The 16,772-nt window shown below is 62.8% G+C and carries 16 protein-coding genes and 1 pseudogene; 6 read left to right on the top strand and 11 right to left on the bottom strand.

Features of this window, described 5'->3' with window-relative positions; all coding sequences use genetic code 11:
• Positions 1 to 20: 20 nt before the first annotated feature.
• On the bottom strand, positions 21 to 818 hold the full coding sequence (locus NKG60_RS16680) for a TrmH family RNA methyltransferase (RefSeq protein ID WP_352664555.1): 798 nt from the start codon (positions 816 to 818) through the stop codon (positions 21 to 23).
• A 313-nt stretch (positions 819 to 1,131) separates the two neighbouring features.
• Between NKG60_RS16680 and NKG60_RS16675 the strand changes: the two genes are divergently transcribed.
• Positions 1,132 to 2,136 carry a L,D-transpeptidase gene (locus NKG60_RS16675; protein WP_352664557.1) on the top strand — a complete coding sequence of 335 codons (1,005 nt, stop codon included), beginning with the start codon at positions 1,132 to 1,134 and terminating at the stop codon, positions 2,134 to 2,136.
• Positions 2,137 to 2,190: 54 nt separating this feature from the next.
• Here NKG60_RS16675 and NKG60_RS16670 read toward each other — a convergent pair whose 3' ends face one another.
• The 4 genes from NKG60_RS16670 to NKG60_RS16655 all read right to left on the bottom strand — a co-directional run bounded on the left by NKG60_RS16670 (position 2,191) and on the right by NKG60_RS16655 (position 4,842).
• A complete protein-coding gene (locus NKG60_RS16670) occupies positions 2,191 to 2,529 on the bottom strand; it encodes an ArsR/SmtB family transcription factor (protein WP_292663671.1) in 339 nt (112 codons plus the stop codon).
• Between the two features lie 173 nt (positions 2,530 to 2,702).
• Positions 2,703 to 3,443 (bottom strand): HugZ family pyridoxamine 5'-phosphate oxidase, encoded by a 741-nt coding sequence (locus NKG60_RS16665; RefSeq protein ID WP_502912307.1) that lies wholly within the window; start codon positions 3,441 to 3,443, stop codon positions 2,703 to 2,705.
• Positions 3,444 to 3,480: 37 nt separating this feature from the next.
• Complete coding sequence (locus tag NKG60_RS16660; RefSeq protein ID WP_352664561.1) at positions 3,481 to 4,242, bottom strand: SDR family NAD(P)-dependent oxidoreductase; 762 nt, start codon at positions 4,240 to 4,242, stop codon at positions 3,481 to 3,483.
• A gap of 63 nt (positions 4,243 to 4,305) precedes the next feature.
• The gene (locus tag NKG60_RS16655; protein WP_352664563.1) at positions 4,306 to 4,842 is read right to left on the bottom strand and encodes a GNAT family N-acetyltransferase; all 537 of its coding nucleotides are present in this window, start codon (positions 4,840 to 4,842) and stop codon (positions 4,306 to 4,308) included.
• Positions 4,843 to 5,124: 282 nt separating this feature from the next.
• On the opposite strand from NKG60_RS16655, the gene NKG60_RS16650 reads away from it, so the two are divergent.
• Complete coding sequence (locus NKG60_RS16650) at positions 5,125 to 6,114, top strand: glutathione S-transferase family protein (protein WP_352664565.1); 990 nt, start codon at positions 5,125 to 5,127, stop codon at positions 6,112 to 6,114.
• Positions 6,115 to 6,124: 10 nt separating this feature from the next.
• Here the strand turns inward: NKG60_RS16650 and NKG60_RS16645 are convergent, their stop codons facing one another.
• Complete coding sequence (locus NKG60_RS16645; protein ID WP_352975192.1) at positions 6,125 to 6,556, bottom strand: ABZJ_00895 family protein; 432 nt, start codon at positions 6,554 to 6,556, stop codon at positions 6,125 to 6,127.
• 131 nt (positions 6,557 to 6,687) lie between these two features.
• Complete coding sequence (locus NKG60_RS16640; RefSeq protein WP_352664567.1) at positions 6,688 to 7,188, bottom strand: NUDIX domain-containing protein; 501 nt, start codon at positions 7,186 to 7,188, stop codon at positions 6,688 to 6,690.
• A gap of 53 nt (positions 7,189 to 7,241) precedes the next feature.
• On the opposite strand from NKG60_RS16640, the gene NKG60_RS16635 reads away from it, so the two are divergent.
• Entirely contained in the window at positions 7,242 to 8,186 is a 945-nt protein-coding gene (locus tag NKG60_RS16635; RefSeq protein WP_352664768.1) for a metallophosphoesterase family protein, read from the top strand.
• Positions 8,187 to 8,225: 39 nt separating this feature from the next.
• On the opposite strand, the gene NKG60_RS16630 is transcribed toward NKG60_RS16635, so the two are convergent.
• The 4 genes and pseudogenes from NKG60_RS16630 to leuA all read right to left on the bottom strand — a co-directional run bounded on the left by NKG60_RS16630 (position 8,226) and on the right by leuA (position 13,605).
• Positions 8,226 to 8,843 carry a hypothetical protein gene (locus NKG60_RS16630; RefSeq protein ID WP_352664569.1) on the bottom strand — a complete coding sequence of 206 codons (618 nt, stop codon included), beginning with the start codon at positions 8,841 to 8,843 and terminating at the stop codon, positions 8,226 to 8,228.
• A 133-nt stretch (positions 8,844 to 8,976) separates the two neighbouring features.
• A pseudogene (locus NKG60_RS16625) lies at positions 8,977 to 9,781 on the bottom strand (alpha/beta fold hydrolase).
• 213 nt (positions 9,782 to 9,994) lie between these two features.
• Positions 9,995 to 11,785, bottom strand: coding sequence for a tetratricopeptide repeat protein (locus NKG60_RS16620; protein WP_352664571.1), 1,791 nt, complete (start codon positions 11,783 to 11,785; stop codon positions 9,995 to 9,997).
• Between the two features lie 143 nt (positions 11,786 to 11,928).
• Positions 11,929 to 13,605 (bottom strand): 2-isopropylmalate synthase, encoded by a 1,677-nt coding sequence (gene leuA / locus NKG60_RS16615; RefSeq protein WP_502912312.1) that lies wholly within the window; start codon positions 13,603 to 13,605, stop codon positions 11,929 to 11,931.
• Between the two features lie 872 nt (positions 13,606 to 14,477).
• Here leuA and NKG60_RS16610 point away from each other — a divergent pair.
• The 3 genes from NKG60_RS16610 to NKG60_RS16600 are packed head-to-tail and all read left to right on the top strand — an operon-like array spanning position 14,478 to position 16,758.
• Positions 14,478 to 15,644: an ATP-grasp domain-containing protein gene (locus NKG60_RS16610; RefSeq protein ID WP_352664575.1), complete on the top strand. Its 1,167-nt coding sequence runs from the start codon at positions 14,478 to 14,480 to the stop codon at positions 15,642 to 15,644.
• Positions 15,645 to 15,648: 4 nt separating this feature from the next.
• A complete protein-coding gene (locus NKG60_RS16605; protein ID WP_352620494.1) occupies positions 15,649 to 16,425 on the top strand; it encodes an esterase family protein in 777 nt (258 codons plus the stop codon).
• Positions 16,426 to 16,443: 18 nt separating this feature from the next.
• Positions 16,444 to 16,758: a nuclear transport factor 2 family protein gene (locus tag NKG60_RS16600; RefSeq protein WP_352664577.1), complete on the top strand. Its 315-nt coding sequence runs from the start codon at positions 16,444 to 16,446 to the stop codon at positions 16,756 to 16,758.
• The last annotated feature ends 14 nt before the right edge of the window (positions 16,759 to 16,772 follow it).

Here is a 16,772-nt window from a genome sequence, read left to right as displayed (position 1 = left end):
AGGCCCCGACGGCTCTAAATTTACGCTCCGGAAAAATGATGCAGCGCGACGGCTGACGCGGCGGCGACGTTCAGGCTGTCGAAGCCTTGCGCCATACCGATCCGCAGCGTCTGCAGGCGGGCAAGCAGGCTTTCCGGCAGGCCTTCGCCCTCGGTGCCGAGATAGAGCGCCAGCCGCTCGTTTCTCTTGGCATCGCGAATGTCGATCTGCCCGCGCGGCGACAAGGCGAATTGGCTGAAGCCTTGCCGGTCGAGCATTGCGATGCAGCCGGCGGCGTCGGCAAAGCAGGCGAAGGGGACTTTCAAGGCCGCGCCCACCGAGACGCGGATTGCCTTGCGGTACAGCGGATCGCAGCAGGTCGGATCGAGAAGCACGGCATCCGCGCCAAAGGCGGCGGCATTGCGGAAGATCGAGCCCATATTGTCATGATTGGCGATGCCGACCAGCACCACGATCAGCGCGCGGGCGGGCAATGCGCCGAGCAAGGCCTCAGCGGAGATGGCCGGACCTTTGCGGCCGATCGCCAATATGCCGCGATGCATGTGGAATCCGGCGATCCTGTCGATGATTTCGCCGGATGCGACATAGATCGGAAGCCCGGCAGGCGCTTTGCGCAGAACGTCATCGAGGCCAGCCAGCCGGTTTTCGAGTACCAGCACCGATTCTGCCTCGAAGCGCCGGGCGGCAAGCAGTATGTCGAGCACCACCTTGCCTTCGGCGACGAAACGGCCTTGCCGGCCGGCAAGATCTCGCTCCCGGATGTCGAGATAGGCGGCGACGCGGGGATCGTGCGGATCGTCTATGCGGATCGGATTCATGGCTTCCTCGGCGGACCCTGGCGTCGGCCGCGAATCGGGATTCGGTTTCGGAAGGCATGATGGCGGATCCGAAGCTCTGACCGTATCTCAGCGTCCAAATGGATGCACGCCGTTCTAACGGTCAAATCCAATCACTGGACGCTGGGCCCGGACGCCCTGCCTGGCCTCCTGGCTGCACGGCGATATTTGATTCCCGCGGCGCGGCTCTTCGGCCAAGCCGTTCAATGTAGAATTTTCGATCGGGCGAAGGAACCACACAGGGCCATGCCGCGTCATAGAAGCGGGCTCCTGCTGCGGTCCTGGGAGGACATCGATGATCAGGCTCCTCCTCGTCTTCGCCGCCACGCTTGCCCTTGCATGCGGCGTGGCTCGCACGGCCAAGCTCGATCCGGCCACCGTCAATCAGGCCCGATACACTGTCGGTGAACCGAAGGGTGTCGATCCGACGCTGCTGAAGGCGCAGATCCTTCTGGATCGCGCCCGCTTCTCGCCGGGCCTGATCGACGGCCGCCTTTCTCAGAACTTCGCCAAGGCCGTTGCTGCGTTTCAGGCGGCAAACGGACTTCCGCCCGACGGCAAGCTCAGTCCACTGACCTGGAGCAAACTCATCGCAACCTCTGCCAAGCCGGTGCTGGTGACCTATGAGGTGATGCGCAAGGATGTGCGCGGACCTTTCACCAGGCGTATTCCGGCTCGCTTGGAGAGGATGGCCCGCTTGCGGCGGCTCGGCTACCGCAATGCGGTGGAGAGGTTGGCCGAGCGCTTCCACGTCAGCGAACAATTGCTGCGAATGCTCAATCCGGGCACTAGCCTCAGGAAACCAGGCAGGACCTTGGTGGTGCCTGATGTCGGTAGGGGCGATCCTCCCGCCGGCGTTGCCGCCATCGAGGTCGACAAGGGCGCTCGCCTGGTGCGTGTGCTCGACCGTGCCGGCAAATGGCTGGCGGTCTACCCCGCCTCGATTGGGAGCGAGGAGAAGCCGGCGCCAAGCGGCACGGCAGAGGTCAGGCGCGTGGTGCACAAGCCTACCTACCACTACGATCCGGACTTCGCTTTCAAGGGGGTCAAGACCAAGCGGCCCTTCACCATCGCTGCCGGGCCGAACAATCCCGTAGGATCGGTCTGGATCGATCTCTCTATAGAAAGCTACGGCATCCACGGCACGCCGGAACCGGGCAAGATCGGCACGACCTTTTCGCATGGCTGCATCCGCTTGACCAATTGGGATGCCGAAGACCTTGCCTCCATGGTGCGGCCAGGCACCAAGGTCGAGTTCAAGGACGAGATTGCGCAGGCCGCCGACGAGCGCGTCCAGTAGCAAGGCTGACTTGACAGCAATGCGGATTTGGCAGGGCGTTCTCCGCCCGGCCGCTCAGGTCCCGGCGCGACGCAGCCGGTGAGCCATCTGCGACAGTTCACCTTCGCCGAAAATGCCGTCCAGCATGTGCAGCAATTCGCGCACCGCTTCGGATTTGCAGGAATAATAGATCATTTGCCGATCGCGGCGGGTCTCGACAAGGTCGGAAGCCCTGAGCTTGGCCAGATGCTGTGACAGGGCGGATTGGCTGAGCGACACCTTCTCGGCTATGGCGCCGACCGACATCTCGCCCTCGGCCAGATAGCTCATGATCAACAAACGTTTTTCGTTGCCCATCAGCGTCAGAAACGCAGCCGCGGTTCCGGCGTTGGCGACTAGCTTGTTCGAGACCATAGATCCCCCATACGTTCTTGCTCATCCGCCGCTATGGGGGCAATAGCGTCGAATTCCATAGACTTTCCCTATAGATGCACGCCAGCGATTCAGCGTCACTCGCAAAGGTAGAACATTTCGCTCAAATCTCAAGGCTTGCTTTCCATGCAAGCCGATTAACTGTGCGGCTGTGATTAATTTGCCGATCGGGCAGCCTTTGCCATGTCGACCAGGACAGGCTTGAGGTCGCGTTCCGTTCTCAGCGGCTCGGGGAAGAAAACCCGACAGACATTGTCGCCCGATACGAGATCCATCCCGTCGGCGTCGAACCCGGTGACGATCCAGCCGTCACTCTCGGCCCCGCCGAAATGACTTGCGTAGAGGGCAATCGCATCGAGATGGTCGGCGTTCATGTGGTCGAGTGCCGATTGCTCGCCGGCGGCAAGCTCGTCGACGATCGCTCCCGTCGCGACCAGATCGGTGCGGTCGAGCAGATAGGCCTTGCCGAAGCCGCCGTTCAGGCTAGCGCGCTCCGGTTCGAGCCGGAAGATCGAGAAGTCGCCGAGCCCGGCATAGAGTTTTGCCTTGGGATTGCGGTTGAGGTAGCGCCGCTCGGCGCAGGCGTGTTCGTTCGATCCGCGTTCGAGCCGCACGGCGCGGCAGACGAGCGTCAATCGCGGATGCGCCAGCGGATCGCCCCTGCCGGGTTCGCCGACGAGCAACGAGCAGCGCGGGTCGGCAAGGATGGCGCCGGTATGGGCGGACAGCATCGACACCAGGATCAATGGCGTGCCGTCGATGTCGGTGGCGACGCCGACCCGGCTGGCCAGCGGCGAACCGGTTCCTGGCTCGAGCACCCCCAGCGCGCCGAAACGGGCGCTGCGGATCAGCGTCTTTGCCAGCCTGATCGCCTCGGCGTCGGTCGCGCGGATCACGTCTTTCCTGGGTTCGTCCAAGGCATCACCGTCGCTTTCATTTCGGCGCCATGCGGATGGCGCCGTCGAGGCGAATGGTCTCGCCGTTGAGCATCTGGTTCTCGATGATGTGCAAGGCAAGTGCGGCATATTCCGAAGGCTCGCCCAAACGGGAAGGGAAGGGCACAGCGGCGCCGAGCGAATCCTGCACCTCCTGCGGCATGCCGGCCATCATCGGCGTCCTGAAGATGCCGGGCGCGATGGTGCAGACGCGAATGCCGGAGCGGGCGAGATCGCGCGCCACCGGCAGCGTCATGCCGACGACGCCGGCCTTGGACGCGGAATAGGCCGCCTGGCCGATCTGGCCGTCATAGGCCGCGACCGATGCCGTGTTGACGATGACGCCGCGCTCGCCGCCCTGCAGCGGTTCGAGCCTGGCGGTCCGGTCGGCGACCAGGCGGATCATGTTGAAGGTGCCGATCAGATTGACCTCGATCACCTTGCGGTATTGATCGAGCGGATGAGATCCGTCCTTGCCGATCGTCCTCATGCCGATAACGATGCCGGCGCAATTGACCAGGATGCGCGGTGCGCCGAGCGTCTCTGCCACTTCCGCAACTGCGGCGGCACCGCTCTCGGCGTCGCTCACATCACATCGGACGGCGATGCCGCCGATGTCGGCAGCCACCTTGGCCGCGCGCTCGATACCAAGATCGAGGACGGCAACCCTGGCGCCGCCGGCGGCAAGAGCGCGCGCCGTCGCCTCGCCAAGGCCGGAGCCGCCACCGGTGACGATCGCAATCTGGCCGTTCGGGTTCATCTCGACGTCCTCCTCCGTACCCAGACTATGCCGCCAAGCCACCGTGCGACAGCACTGGCATGGTCACGCCATCGCGGCGATGTGCGCGGCAATCCTTGCCTGGTCGGCATGGCAAACCTCGCCCGCCAGCCTCGCCACCGCGCCCGGCACGATCTCGTGCGCCAAAAGCCGGTCGGGGTCGACCGGACGCGGCATGGAGATCTGCCCGCGCGGCAGCCTCCTGAAGCCGAGCGGGCCGTAGTAGGGTTCGTCGCCGACCAGCATCACGGCCAGTGCGCCAGCCTTGGCAGCGGCTTCCAGCGCGATTGCCACCAGCCGGCGGCCGATGCCGAGATTTTTGAAGGCCGGCCGCACAGCGAGCGGCCCGAGCATCAGCGCGCGGCCGGCACCGGCGGCGATGCGCGTCATCCGTACCGAGGCGACGACGATTGCGCCATCGACGGCCACGAAGGACAAAGCGCGTTCGTGCGGGCCACCTTGGCGGATCTTGTAGGCGGCAAGCACGAAACGGCCCGGCCCGAAGGCCTCGTCGTTGATGGCTTCGATTTCAGGATCATGCGCCGGAGTTTCCGGCAGGTATTTCACGTCGGCAAGGCTCATGGTCTTTGCGTTCCGGTATACGAGGAAAGGTTTGCTGCAAGCGGCAGCGTTCGCCAGTCAGCGCTTCATCAAGCGCGGGCGCTCTTTCGTCGTCGGTCGAACCGGATCACGGCAAAGTCGAACATGCGGATTGTCCGCTAGCACCAATTTTCAGCCGCCGCAATCGGCAGGCGCACCCGGCACGCACTCGACGACGCAGCCGTTGACGATCTGTTCAGCGTCGGGGATTTCCACGGCGCCGCTTGGTGCCCTACATCAAGCAGCAACGCGAAAGGATATTGCATGGGATTGCTAGTCGAAGGCCAATGGCAGGACCACTGGTACGATACCGGGGAGAGCGGCGGCAAGTTCGTGCGGGCGCAGTCGCAGTGGCGCGACTGGGTGACCCGCGATGGCACGCCGGCTGATGGGCGAAAACGCGGTTTCAAAGCCGAGCCCGGCCGCTACCACCTCTATGTCTCGCTCGCCTGCCCGTGGGCGCATCGGACGCTGATCTTTCGCGTGCTCAAAAAACTCGAGGACCTGATTTCCATCTCGGTCGTCCATCATTTCATGGGCGCCGACGGCTGGACGTTCTTGGCCGAGGACGGCGCCACGGGCGACACGCTCTACGGCCTCGATTTCCTGCACCAGATCTACACCAGGGCCGATCCCGGCTATTCGGGCCGGGTCACCGTTCCCGTGCTGTGGGACAAACGCGAGCAAACCATCGTTTCCAACGAATCCTCCGAGATCATCCGCATGCTCAATTCGGCCTTCGACGAATGGGGCGATGCCAAGCTCGATTTTTATCCGCAACCGCTGCGCGGCGAGATCGATGCGATCAATGCGCTGGTTTATCCCGCGGTCAACAATGGCGTTTACCGTGCCGGCTTCGCCACCACGCAGGCAGCCTACGAGGAGGCATTCGGTGAATTGTTTTCGGCGCTCGACATGCTGGAGGACCGTCTGTCAAAGCAGCGCTATCTCGTCGGCGGCCGCATCACCGAGGCGGATTGGCGGCTGTTCACGACACTGGTCCGCTTCGACCCGGTCTATGTCGGCCATTTCAAGTGCAATCTGCGCCGCATCGCCGACTATCCGAACCTGTCGAATTACCTGCGCGATCTCTACCAGATGCCGGGCGTCGCCGGCACGGTGAATTTGCACCACATCAAGTCGCATTATTACCGCAGCCACGAGACGATCAATCCGACGTGCATCGTGCCGGTCGGGCCAGAGCTCGACTATTCCGCGCCGCATGATCGGGCGCGATTCAGGAAGGCTGCGTGAGACCGGCGACCTAGCGGAAGGTTTCGGAGTCCATCTTTGCCCTTCTAACGAGTTCAGCTTTCAATATGGTATTTCCAAATCGATTGGAGTAGCCGAGCGACGTTGCCAGGAACGCCACGATGCCGCCGATCATGACGGTCTGGACTGACATCTGGAGCGGGATTGCGCGTAATGATCCCGACAGCAGAATCAGAGCCATTCCCAAAGCCATTTCTATCAGGGTTGAGAAGCCGACCATTTTCCAGAATTCAGCGCGAGTAAAAAGGCGGGCATGTCGCTTTAAAAAAAAGAAATATGTCCCGAAGGCCGCGACAAATTGTATTACGAATTGGATGCCTCTTCCAATTCTTTCTAACCTGGATGGATCTACCCCAAGCATCATCGTCAACACTAATCCTGTTGAAAACAATATTATTACATAAATTCCAGTAAAAAGTAAGATATATAGTACAATTCTAAATCTATCGTTTTTGTTTATGTTCCATTTTTCCCAACCGATTAGTTATACCTGTCTTGGAGAGCAATGGATGCTGTCATCCTGAATCGAAGCAGCAAGGCTGTTGGATAGGTGGTCTACCAGTAAGGCGATACCGAATTCCCCTCAAAAACTTCGGCAATCCGCCGCAAAGTCGCTGGTGTCGTGCCTTCCGGCAAGCGGTCGAGCGGGAAGAAGCCGGCTTCGGCGATCTCGCGATCGGGCAGTTTCGGTGCTGTCTGGTTGAACTCCTCGACCAGATAGAGGCCGACATGGTCGCGGCGGCTGGCGCGGCGGTTGAAATGCAGCGATTTCAGCACCGGCGGTCCAGTCAGCGCGATGTTGCCTTCCTCGAAGACTTCGCGTGTCAGCGCTTCGATCATCGTCTCGCCCAACTCGACGCCACCGCCGGGCAGGTGCCAGCCAGGAACATAAGTGTGGCGGATGAGGAAGACGGAATTGGAGGCGCGGTCGTGGATCAAGCCGCGCACGCCGAGCGTCATCGGCCGCCGCAGCACGAAGTACAGGTGAAACAGCCGTGCTCTGACGCCTGGCCATCCGGTCTGGCGCAGGGCTTGCTCCGGATCCGGCGCCGTCATCGTCCGCGAAACCGTGAGTGGAAAGCGAGGCGCGCCTCGCCTATGAAGAAAAGATGTTCAGGCTCGCGCATATTTCCGATGTCCATCTGGGGCCGCTTCCCGATGTAACCTATCGCGATCTCGCCTCCAAGCGCGTGGTCGGTTACGTCAACTGGCAGCGCAACCGCCGTCGCCACATGCACGACGCCGTCATCGACACCATCGTCGCCGACATGAAGGCCAGCGGGCCGGACCATCTCGCCATCACCGGCGACCTGGTCAATCTGGCGCTCGACGGTGAGATCGAGATGGCCAAGCACTGGCTGGAGACGCTGGGCTCACCCAACGACGTATCGGTGGTGCCGGGAAACCATGATGCCTATGTGCCGGGCGCCTTCGACAAGACCTGCCGGTCGTGGGCGGCGTGGATGACCGGCGACGGCGTCAGTACGCCGGTCGACCGCAACACTTTTCCCTATCTGCGGGTACGCGGCGATGTTGCGTTGATCGGCGTCTCGACGGCGCGCGCCACGGCTCCCTTCATGGCCAACGGCTTCTTTCTCGAAGGCCAGGCGGAACGGCTGCGCGACATGCTCGACGCCACGGGCAAGCGCGGCCTGTTCCGGGTGATCATGATCCACCACCCGCCGTTGCGCGGTGCCGTTTCGCAGAACAAACGCCTGTTCGGCATCTCGCGCTTCCACAAGGTTCTTCACCGGCACGGCGCCGAGCTTGTGCTGCACGGCCATTCGCATGTGCCGTCGCTGTTCTTCATCGGCGCCCGCAAGACAAAAATCCCGGTGGTCGGGGTCGCTGCCGCCGGGCAGGCCCCCGGCAGTTCGCATGCACCGGCGCAATACAATCTGCTCGACATCGACGGTGAAAAGGACAATTGGCGGATCAGGCTGACGCGCCGCGGCCTGACCGGGCCGGCATTGCCGCCCAGCGACCTGCAGACGCTGGAGCTTGGCGTCGAGGCCGAGGCGTCGATGGCTAGAGCAATTCCAGGAAAAGTGTGAAACGGTTTTCCGTCCGGAATTGCGTCAAAACAAAGAGCTTTAGAAACTGATTTTCATCGCGACGATGCGGTCCCAGAACAGCACGAGCGAAATCGCCAGGCCGACCAGGGCGCCGGCGGCGATCAGGCCGAGGCCCGAGAAGAACGCCGACCAGCCGTTGGCGTGCGCAGCGATCCGCAGCGGCGGCTCGGCCTCCGCCACCAGGGCGCGTTTCAGGCCGGCGACGGCCTGCTCGATGCCGCCTTCCATCATTCTCTGGCGTTCGACGACTCGCTCGGCGACATAGCGCGTCACCTGGTCGGCAACGACCTTCATGTCGGTCGATTCGGCGAGCACGACGCGGCCGATGCGCGTATCCTTGAGAAAGCGGTAGGTGCGGCGGTCGCGTCCCATGGCGACATGGCTGACGGCGTCGATCCACAGCCGTGGCTGCAGGCCGGACGAGACGGCGAAGTCGAAACTGTCCATGTCGGTGGGCACGTCGCTAAAGACCGGCGCGAGTTCGGCGGCAAGCATATCCAGCCGCATGCGATGCGCTTCGCGCATGTCGACGACGACGTCGTCGCGGTCGGCGAAGGCGTTCTTGACGTCGCGAATGGCATCGGACAGTTTTCGCGACTGATCGATCTGGGTGATGTTCTCGCCTGCGTCCTTCATCGGCGTTGCCTCGCGGGTTTGGTTAACACCGAATTAACACAACCGCCGGCAAAATGCACTTGCGAGATCGATGGGCGGGCAAGGGTTCGCTGGATGAGCACCAGCGCCGCCGCCGCGCCTGTGCGAGGACCGATCAGCTCGCCGCAGCGGCGAATCCTGAACGAAGTCGCCTGCTGCGGCGGCGCATATTACGACGGACGGCCTCGACGACCAGGCCGGGCGCTTCCTCGACCAGCATATGGCCGGCTTCCAGCACGTGGTGCAGATGAAAATGCTTCGGCACGCCGTCCGCCTGGCTGACGGGCAGCATTGCGTCGTCGGTTCCCCAAACCACCATGATTGGCATATTCAGCGTTTCAAGCCGCTCGTTCGGGATGACGCCTTGCCGATCATCCCTGGTCATGGCAGCTGCGAGCTCGACAAGTGTCCGTAACTGGCCGGGACGCTGCCGCATCTCGTTGACGAGATCGATCCTATGCTGCGAAGGCCGGCTTTGCGGTCCCGACATGGCGGCAAGACAGGCGTGGATTTCATCCGTGCCGGCAGCGGCGGCGTAGCGACGCAGCAGCGGACCATTGATTTCAGGACCGAAACCGCCGGGCGCCAGCAGCGCCAGCGAAGCCATCTTTTCCGGCTCGCTCAATGCCATCAAGACGGCCACGGCGCCGCCCATCGAATGGCCGACGACATGGGCCCGCTGGATCCCGCGAGCGGAAAGATCGGCAAGGACGGCACTAGCGGCGATCCTGGCCGGACCGCCTCCGGAAAAAATCGAGCGACAGCCCGTGACCCGGCAGATCATAGGCCAGGGTCCGCGCGCCGGGCGCCAGGGAGGCGGCCACGTCGCGCCAGTCGTCGTGGCAGCCACCGAAGCCATGCAGGAAGGCAATCGTTGTCGGGCCGGTGCCCCGTTCGGCAGCGTAAAGGGATGGGGTCATGCAAACTTTATGGCTTGGTGCCGGGATCAATCAGGATGCCGGGGGCGGTCTTACGCGAGGATCAATCTTTACGGGGGATCAGTCTTATGCGGAGATCAGTCTTATGTGGGGATCAGCCGGGCCGGTTCAATGAAGTCTGAATTGCGCTTTGGCCGTGCGGATGGCCAGTAAAATTTTCGCGATAAGCTGATGTCGTTCACGCGCCGGGAGACGTCAGCTGGCGCCGCCAAGGCCGGCGGCGCGCAGGGCCTCCACCAGCCGGTTGGTCAGATCGGCGGGATATCTTCGCTCGACGAAGGTTGCGCGCGGATCGGCTGCGAATTTCGGGAATTTGGTGGTCAGTTCCTGCAGCAGCCTGCTCACCAGCTTCTCGCGGCCGGCAGCCTTGGCGCCGATCAGCCGCGCCGCCAGATAATGCGATTTCATTTCCGTCGTTCGCAAGCCGTCGCTGGCAAGCGTGGCCTTGTTCATGTCGCCCATCATGAATTCTCCGGCGAACAGCCCGTAATCCCACCATGTCGGATGGGCGCTGGCGATATCCACGGCGTGAGCAAGGATCGGGGTGCCCTCGCTGTACCTGCCGGCGAAAACCAGCCCGTAGCCATAGGCGGCGGCCATTGCGAGATCGTAGGGATTGAGCTCATAGGCCTTGCGCATCCAGCGGATCGATTCCGCGGAATCGCCCATGCGCGAATTGAGATAACCAAGGGCGCGGTGCGCGTAGGGGCTGGTCGGGCCCATCTGGATGGCGCGATGGGCAAACGTCATCGCTTTGTCGATCGTCGCGTCGGCGGGGTAGGGATAGTGGTCGGTGACCGCTTCGAGATGCAAGGACGCGAGTTCCGAATAGACGAGCGACGACTTCGCCTCCCGGTTGGCAAGATCTTCGAGGCAGCGGTAGGCGGCTTCGTGCGTCTGGGCATTCTGGTCGAGATAATATTTGCCGTTGAGCACCAGACACGCCGTCAGCCCGGTCTGGATGCCGCTCTGCTCGATGTAGTTGTAGATCGTGCCCGAGGCGGGAAGAGCCGAGCTCAAAATGCCGGAGATCTGGTCCTCGATGGCGGTGTTCGCGCTGTCGCCGGCGGTCAGGTTGCGTGACAGCAGCACGCGGCCGGTCGCCACGCTTTGCAGCTCGAGCATGATGTCGCCGCTGCGCGGCCCGGGCAGGACGTCGAATACGAAGCTGGCGGCGTCGGTCACTGGATCGGGCGGGCTGTCGGCATCACGGCCGATGAAATTGATGGTATCGAAGCCGCTGAGGCCGGCGCGCAGCGATGCAGCGACACGGCGAGCCACGTCGCTGTCGGCCTTGATGGCGATGTAGACCTGGGGGAGGGTTTCAACCGGAGGCGCTGCTATGCTGCCGGTCGCCACCGCGGTCTCGACCGCCGTGTCGCCGCCGGTCAGCAATACCACGCTGCCCTGGCGAAGGATCAGCACACCCAGCATGAGGATGACCAGCGCGATCGCCAGCCAGAAGAACTGCAAATGGCGCTGCAGCGAAGGTGCAGCAGGGGCCACGGCTGGAACGCTCAGCAATGCAGCCGGATGTGCCCGGTTGCGGGCATCCTGTGGCGATCCGGGCGGGGCCGTCGCCGCCGCCTCCTCTGTCGCCGGCTGCGGCTTGCCCTCTGCCTCGGCCTCCGCCGGCAAGCGAATGGCGTTGAGTTCGTAGGATGGAACATAGCCGCCGCGCGGAATAGCGATGCGGACCGGTTCGGCAACGCCCTCGTTGGCGAAATACTGCTGTAGCAGGTCGCGCAGCCTGCCGGCCTGCACCCGCACCACCGCATCGGTCGACGGGTCGAAATCGCCGTCCTTGCCGAAGACGTCCATCGCTATGGAGAAGCCCTTGAGCCTATCGGCTTCGCCTGCCTGCTCGCGCTCGACCAGGTAGCGGAGCAGCTTGCGCGCGCGCTCGGATCGTCCGAACGTTTCGCTGGCAAGCAATCGCTCCAACGTTTCGCGCACTGCGGGGGCGGCAGGCGTGGTATGCTGCAAGTGTCGATCCCTTCGAATTCGGCACAGGTTGAGGTACGATCATATAGCGCTGGCGCCGCCATACAAGCATCTGCTTATGGTGCGATAGCGTACCCACCGGATAAATATCCGGTGGGCTGATGGCGCGAGCCTGGCAGTCCCGGCTAGCCGCCCTTTCGGCCGACGATGCGGTTGGCGGCCGAAACCACGGCTTCGAGCGAGGCGGCGACGATGTTGGTGTTGATGCCGGCGCCGAACAGCTTGCCGCCCGGATGTTCCATCTCGACATAGGAAATGGCCGAGGCATTCGAGCCGCGCTGCATGGAATGCTCGGAATAATCGAGCACCGACATCGGCACCCCGACATGGCGCGACAGCGCATCGAGGAAGCCGTCGATCGGGCCGGTGCCGGTGCCTGATATGGTCACCTCCTTGCCTTTGTCGAGGATCACCGCTTCAACCACGCGCCGGCCCTTGACCTCGGTGTCGGGGTAGGTGTGGTGGTCGAGGAATTTCAGCCGCGCGCCGGGCTGGTCGACGTAGGTGTCGAGAAAGCGCTCGTAGATGCGCCTGGCCGGCACCTCCTTGCCTTCGGCGTCGGTGATCGCCTGAATGGCCTGGCTGAACTCGATCTGCAGGTTGCGCGGCAGGTTGAGGCCGTAATCCGCGTGCAGCACATAGGCGATGCCGCCCTTGCCGGACTGCGAGTTGATGCGGATGATGGCTTCGTAGCTGCGGCCGACATCGGCCGGGTCGATCGGCAGGTAGGGCACCTCCCAGTGCGGCGTATTGGCCTTGCGTAGCGCCTTCATGCCCTTGTTGATGGCGTCCTGGTGCGAGCCGGAAAAGGCGGTGTAGACGAGCTCGCCGACATAGGGATGGCGCTCGGGGATCTTCAGCTGGTTGGAGTATTCGTAGACGTCCTTCATGCGGTTGATGTCGGAGCAGTCGAGCCCGGGATCGACGCCTTGCGTGTACATGTTGAGCGCCAGCGTGACGATGTCGACATTGCCGGTGCGCTCGCCATTGCCGAACAGCGTGCCTTCGACGCGGTCGGCGCCCGCCATCAGGCCGAGCTCGGTGGTGGCGATGCCGGTGCCGCGGTCATTGTGCGGGTGCAGCGAGATCAACAGGTTCTCGCGGTTGTCGAGATTGCGGCACATCCATTCGATGCGGTCGGCATAGATGTTGGGCGTCGACATCTCGACCGTAGAGGGCAGGTTGATGATCAGCTTGTTTTCCGCTGTCGGCCTGACGATCTCGGTGACGGCGTTGCAGATCTCCAGCGCCACTTCGAGCTCGGTGCCGGTAAAGCTCTCCGGCGAATATTCGAAACGGTAGCCGCCGCCGGCATTTGCCGCCATGTCGGTGATCATCTTGGCCGCATCGGTGGCGATGCGCTTGATACCGGCGACGTCCTTCTCAAACACGACGCGGCGCTGCAGCTCGCTGGTCGAGTTGTAGAAATGGACGATCGGGTTGGTGGCGCCCTTCAGCGCCTCGAAAGTGCGGGTGATCAGTTCCGGCCGGCACTGCACCAGCACCTGCAGCGAGACATCGGCGGGCACGTTGCCCTGTTCGATGCACCAGCGGGCGAAATCGAAGTCGGTCTGCGAGGCCGACGGGAAGCCGATCTCGATCTCCTTGAAGCCCATGTCGAGCAGCAGGGCGAACATGCGCGCCTTGCGTTCCTGACCCATCGGATCGATCAGCGCCTGGTTGCCGTCGCGCAGGTCGACCGAGCACCAGATCGGCGCCTTGTCGATCACTTTCGAGGGCCAGGTGCGATCGGCAAGGCGGACGGTCGGATAGGGCTGGTATTTGCGGGCGGCGTCCGGCATGCCCTTTCCCGCAGGCTTGCTGATTTCCTGTACATTCAGACGGATATCTTCTCGTGCGTTCATCGTCTTTTCTCCCGGCGGCTCGCGGATCCGGCTTCAGGCGGATTGGTGGCGAGCGGCGCCTTTACCAGAATTTCGTTCGCTTGATGTGACGTGCCAATTTTGTAACTGGCCAAGGAGCGTGCGCGTGAGCGGCGAATTCGACCGCCGGGCGCTCCTTCAGCGAACCCGGCGATCGCCGATAAGGCCGAGAAGCAGCAGGGTGGAGGCAAGCGCGCGAACGGTCTGGCCGGCAATGCCGGTCGGACGGGACGCAAAAGAGGTGGCTCGCGGGCTCATGGCGGATTTCATACAGGAGCGGGCAAAGCGAGGCAAGTGGGAGCATATTCGGAGTAGGCACCGGCGGCGAAACCGCCGATCTCCCCCCTTGCGGGGGAGATGGCCGGCAGGCCAGAGGGGGGTGCTGTCCCGCCGACCTGTCAGCTCACCGTAGCCACGCCCTTTGGATTTTCCGGCTCGTAGGGCTTCCTAAGCCGGACGCTGGCGATCCTACACACCCCCCTCTGTCCTGCCGGACATCTCCCCCGCAAGGGGGGAGATTGGATGTCGCCTTGGTTTTCGCCAACATTCAAAGTTGAGGGCTGGGCAACTTTGTTCTTGCTTTGTGCCGGCAGCTATGCTACTAATCTCGGTATGGTGCTAATTGGCTCCAACGACCCGCCGTCGAGGCGGGTTTTTTATTTCACGGTTTGGCGTCACCTTTCGCGGACCCAACCGCTCACCTGATCCAGTTGCTCTTCCCCGAGCCCGGCAAATGCGCCAGAGTCGATTGTCGGCGGGGGTGCGATGGCTCGCCGCCGGGAGGGATCGTCATGAACTTCGTGTTCTTCTCGCCGCATTTTCCAGCCAACGGCGCCGATTTCTGCGACCGGCTGAAGAAGGCCGGCGCCACTGTGCTTGGCATTGGCGACGCGCCGTTCGATGCGCTGGACGGCAAATTGAAGGCAGCCCTTTCGGAATATTACCGCATCGACGACATGGAGGAGTACGAGCCGGTGTTCCGTGCGATCGGCCATTTCATCCACAAATGGGGCCGCGTCGACCGGTTCGAATCGCTCAACGAGCATTGGCTGGAGCTGGAAGCCAATATCCGCACCGACTTCAACATCTTCGGCACCAAGCTCGACTTCGTGAAGAATTTGAAACGCAAGAGCCGCATGCGGGCGTTCTTCCGCAAGAGCGGCGTCGAAACCATCGCGCAACGCAAATGCTCCGACCGCGCCGGCGCCATGACCTTCATCCGCCGCGTCGGCTATCCCGTGGTGGTGAAGCCGGATTCCGGCTCCGGCGCCTCGAACACCTTCAAAATCTCCAATGCCGGCGAACTCGACAGGTTCTTCAGGGACAAGCCGGAAGGCGTCAGCTTCGTCATGGAGCAATTCATCGAAGGGCTGGTGGTGACCTATGACGGGCTGGTCAACCGCGACGGCGAGGTGGTGCTGGCCGCCAGCCACCGCTACGACCAGAGCGTCATGGAGGTGGTCAACCGCGACCGCCATATGAGCTATGTCTGTTTTCCCGAGATCAGCCCGGCGGTCGAGGAGGCCGGCAGGAAAATCCTCAAGGCGTTCGACGTGCGCGAGCGGTTCTTCCACATCGAGCTGTTCGAAACCAGGGACGACCGGGTCATCGCGCTGGAGGTCAACATGCGGCCGCCTGGCGCCTGGATGACCGATGCCATCAATTACACCTTCGATATCGATGTCTATGCCGCCTGGGCCGACATGGTGGTCAAGGACGCCGCCGGCGGCCCTTACAGGGGCAAGTATTTCACCGCCTATGCCAGCCGCAAGCGGCACCTCAACTATGTGCACAGCCATGCCGACGTGCTAGCCGCCCATGGCGACATGATCGTCCATCATCACGCCATCGAGGAGGTTTTCAGCCGCGCCATGGGAAACTACGCCTATCAGCTGCGCTCCACGGACCCGAAGGCGCTGCGCCGGGCGGTCGACTACATCCATGCGGAAAAGGCGTGAGGCGATGGACGTTTCCTACCACAAGGGTTTTGGCCGCAACCTCGGCCGCGACATGGAATACAAGCGCTACGGCCATGCCGGCCGACCCGTGGTTGTGTTCCCGACTTCGCAAGGGCGGTTCTACCAGTTCGAGGATTCCGGCGCCGTCTCGGCTCTCGCCGAGTTCGTCGACACCGGTCGCATCCAGCTGTTCACGCTGGACGGCATCGATGCGGAATCCTTCTTCGACCGCCACGCCGAGCCGGCCCATCGCATCGCCCGGCATGAAGCGTATTTCCGCTATGTGCGCGAGGAGGCGCTGCCGGAACTCCTGTCTGTCGCAGCCGAGGCCAATGGCGGGCGTACGCTGAAGCCGCTATTTTGCGGCTGCTCGATGGGCGGCTATCATTCGTCGAATTTCGTCTTCCGCTTTCCGGAACTGGCCAGCGGGGTCATCGCGCTGTCGGGGGTCTACTCGACCCACGATTTCTTCGGCAGCGCGCTCGACGGACAGATTTTCTTCAACTCGCCGCTCGACTACCTGCCGGGTATCGTCGATCCGGGGCTGCTTGTCAGGCTGAAGGCGCTGCGGCTGATCTTCTGCTGCGGGCAAGGTGCCTGGGAGGAACGGATGCTGGCCGATACGCAGGCGCTGGAACAGATCCTGCGTGACAAGTCGATCCCGGCCTGGGTCGACTATTGGGGCGGCGATGTCGCCCATGACTGGCCGTGGTGGCACAAGCAACTGGTGTATTTCTTCGCCCGCTGGCTGGACGACGATCTGATGCACCGGCTGGATTAGGTCACCTGGAGGAAGGAAATGACCACGCCCGATGCCATCCGCCGCTTTGTCGAAGCCACCAATGCCGGCGACACCAAAGCTTTCCTCGAGACGTTCACCGCCGATGCCTTTCTGAGCGACTGGGGCAGGTCGTTCCGGGGCCGCGACCAGATTGCGCGCTGGAACCAGTCGGACAATATCGGCGTGCAGTCCAAACTTAGCATCATTCGTATCGAACCGGCGGGCGATACCTACAAGGTCCGCATCGCGGTCACAGGCAACGGCTTCAACGGCGAGGGCGACATGGCTTTCACGCTGGACGGCGACCGCATCTCCAGCCTGGTGATCAGCTGACGCGCTGCCCGGCC

This window comes from Mesorhizobium sp. M1428 (assembly GCF_040317515.1).
Lineage (GTDB): Bacteria > Pseudomonadota > Alphaproteobacteria > Rhizobiales > Rhizobiaceae > Mesorhizobium.
Note: the sequence above shows the minus strand (reverse complement) of the source record. Positions and strands in the feature narration are given on the sequence as shown.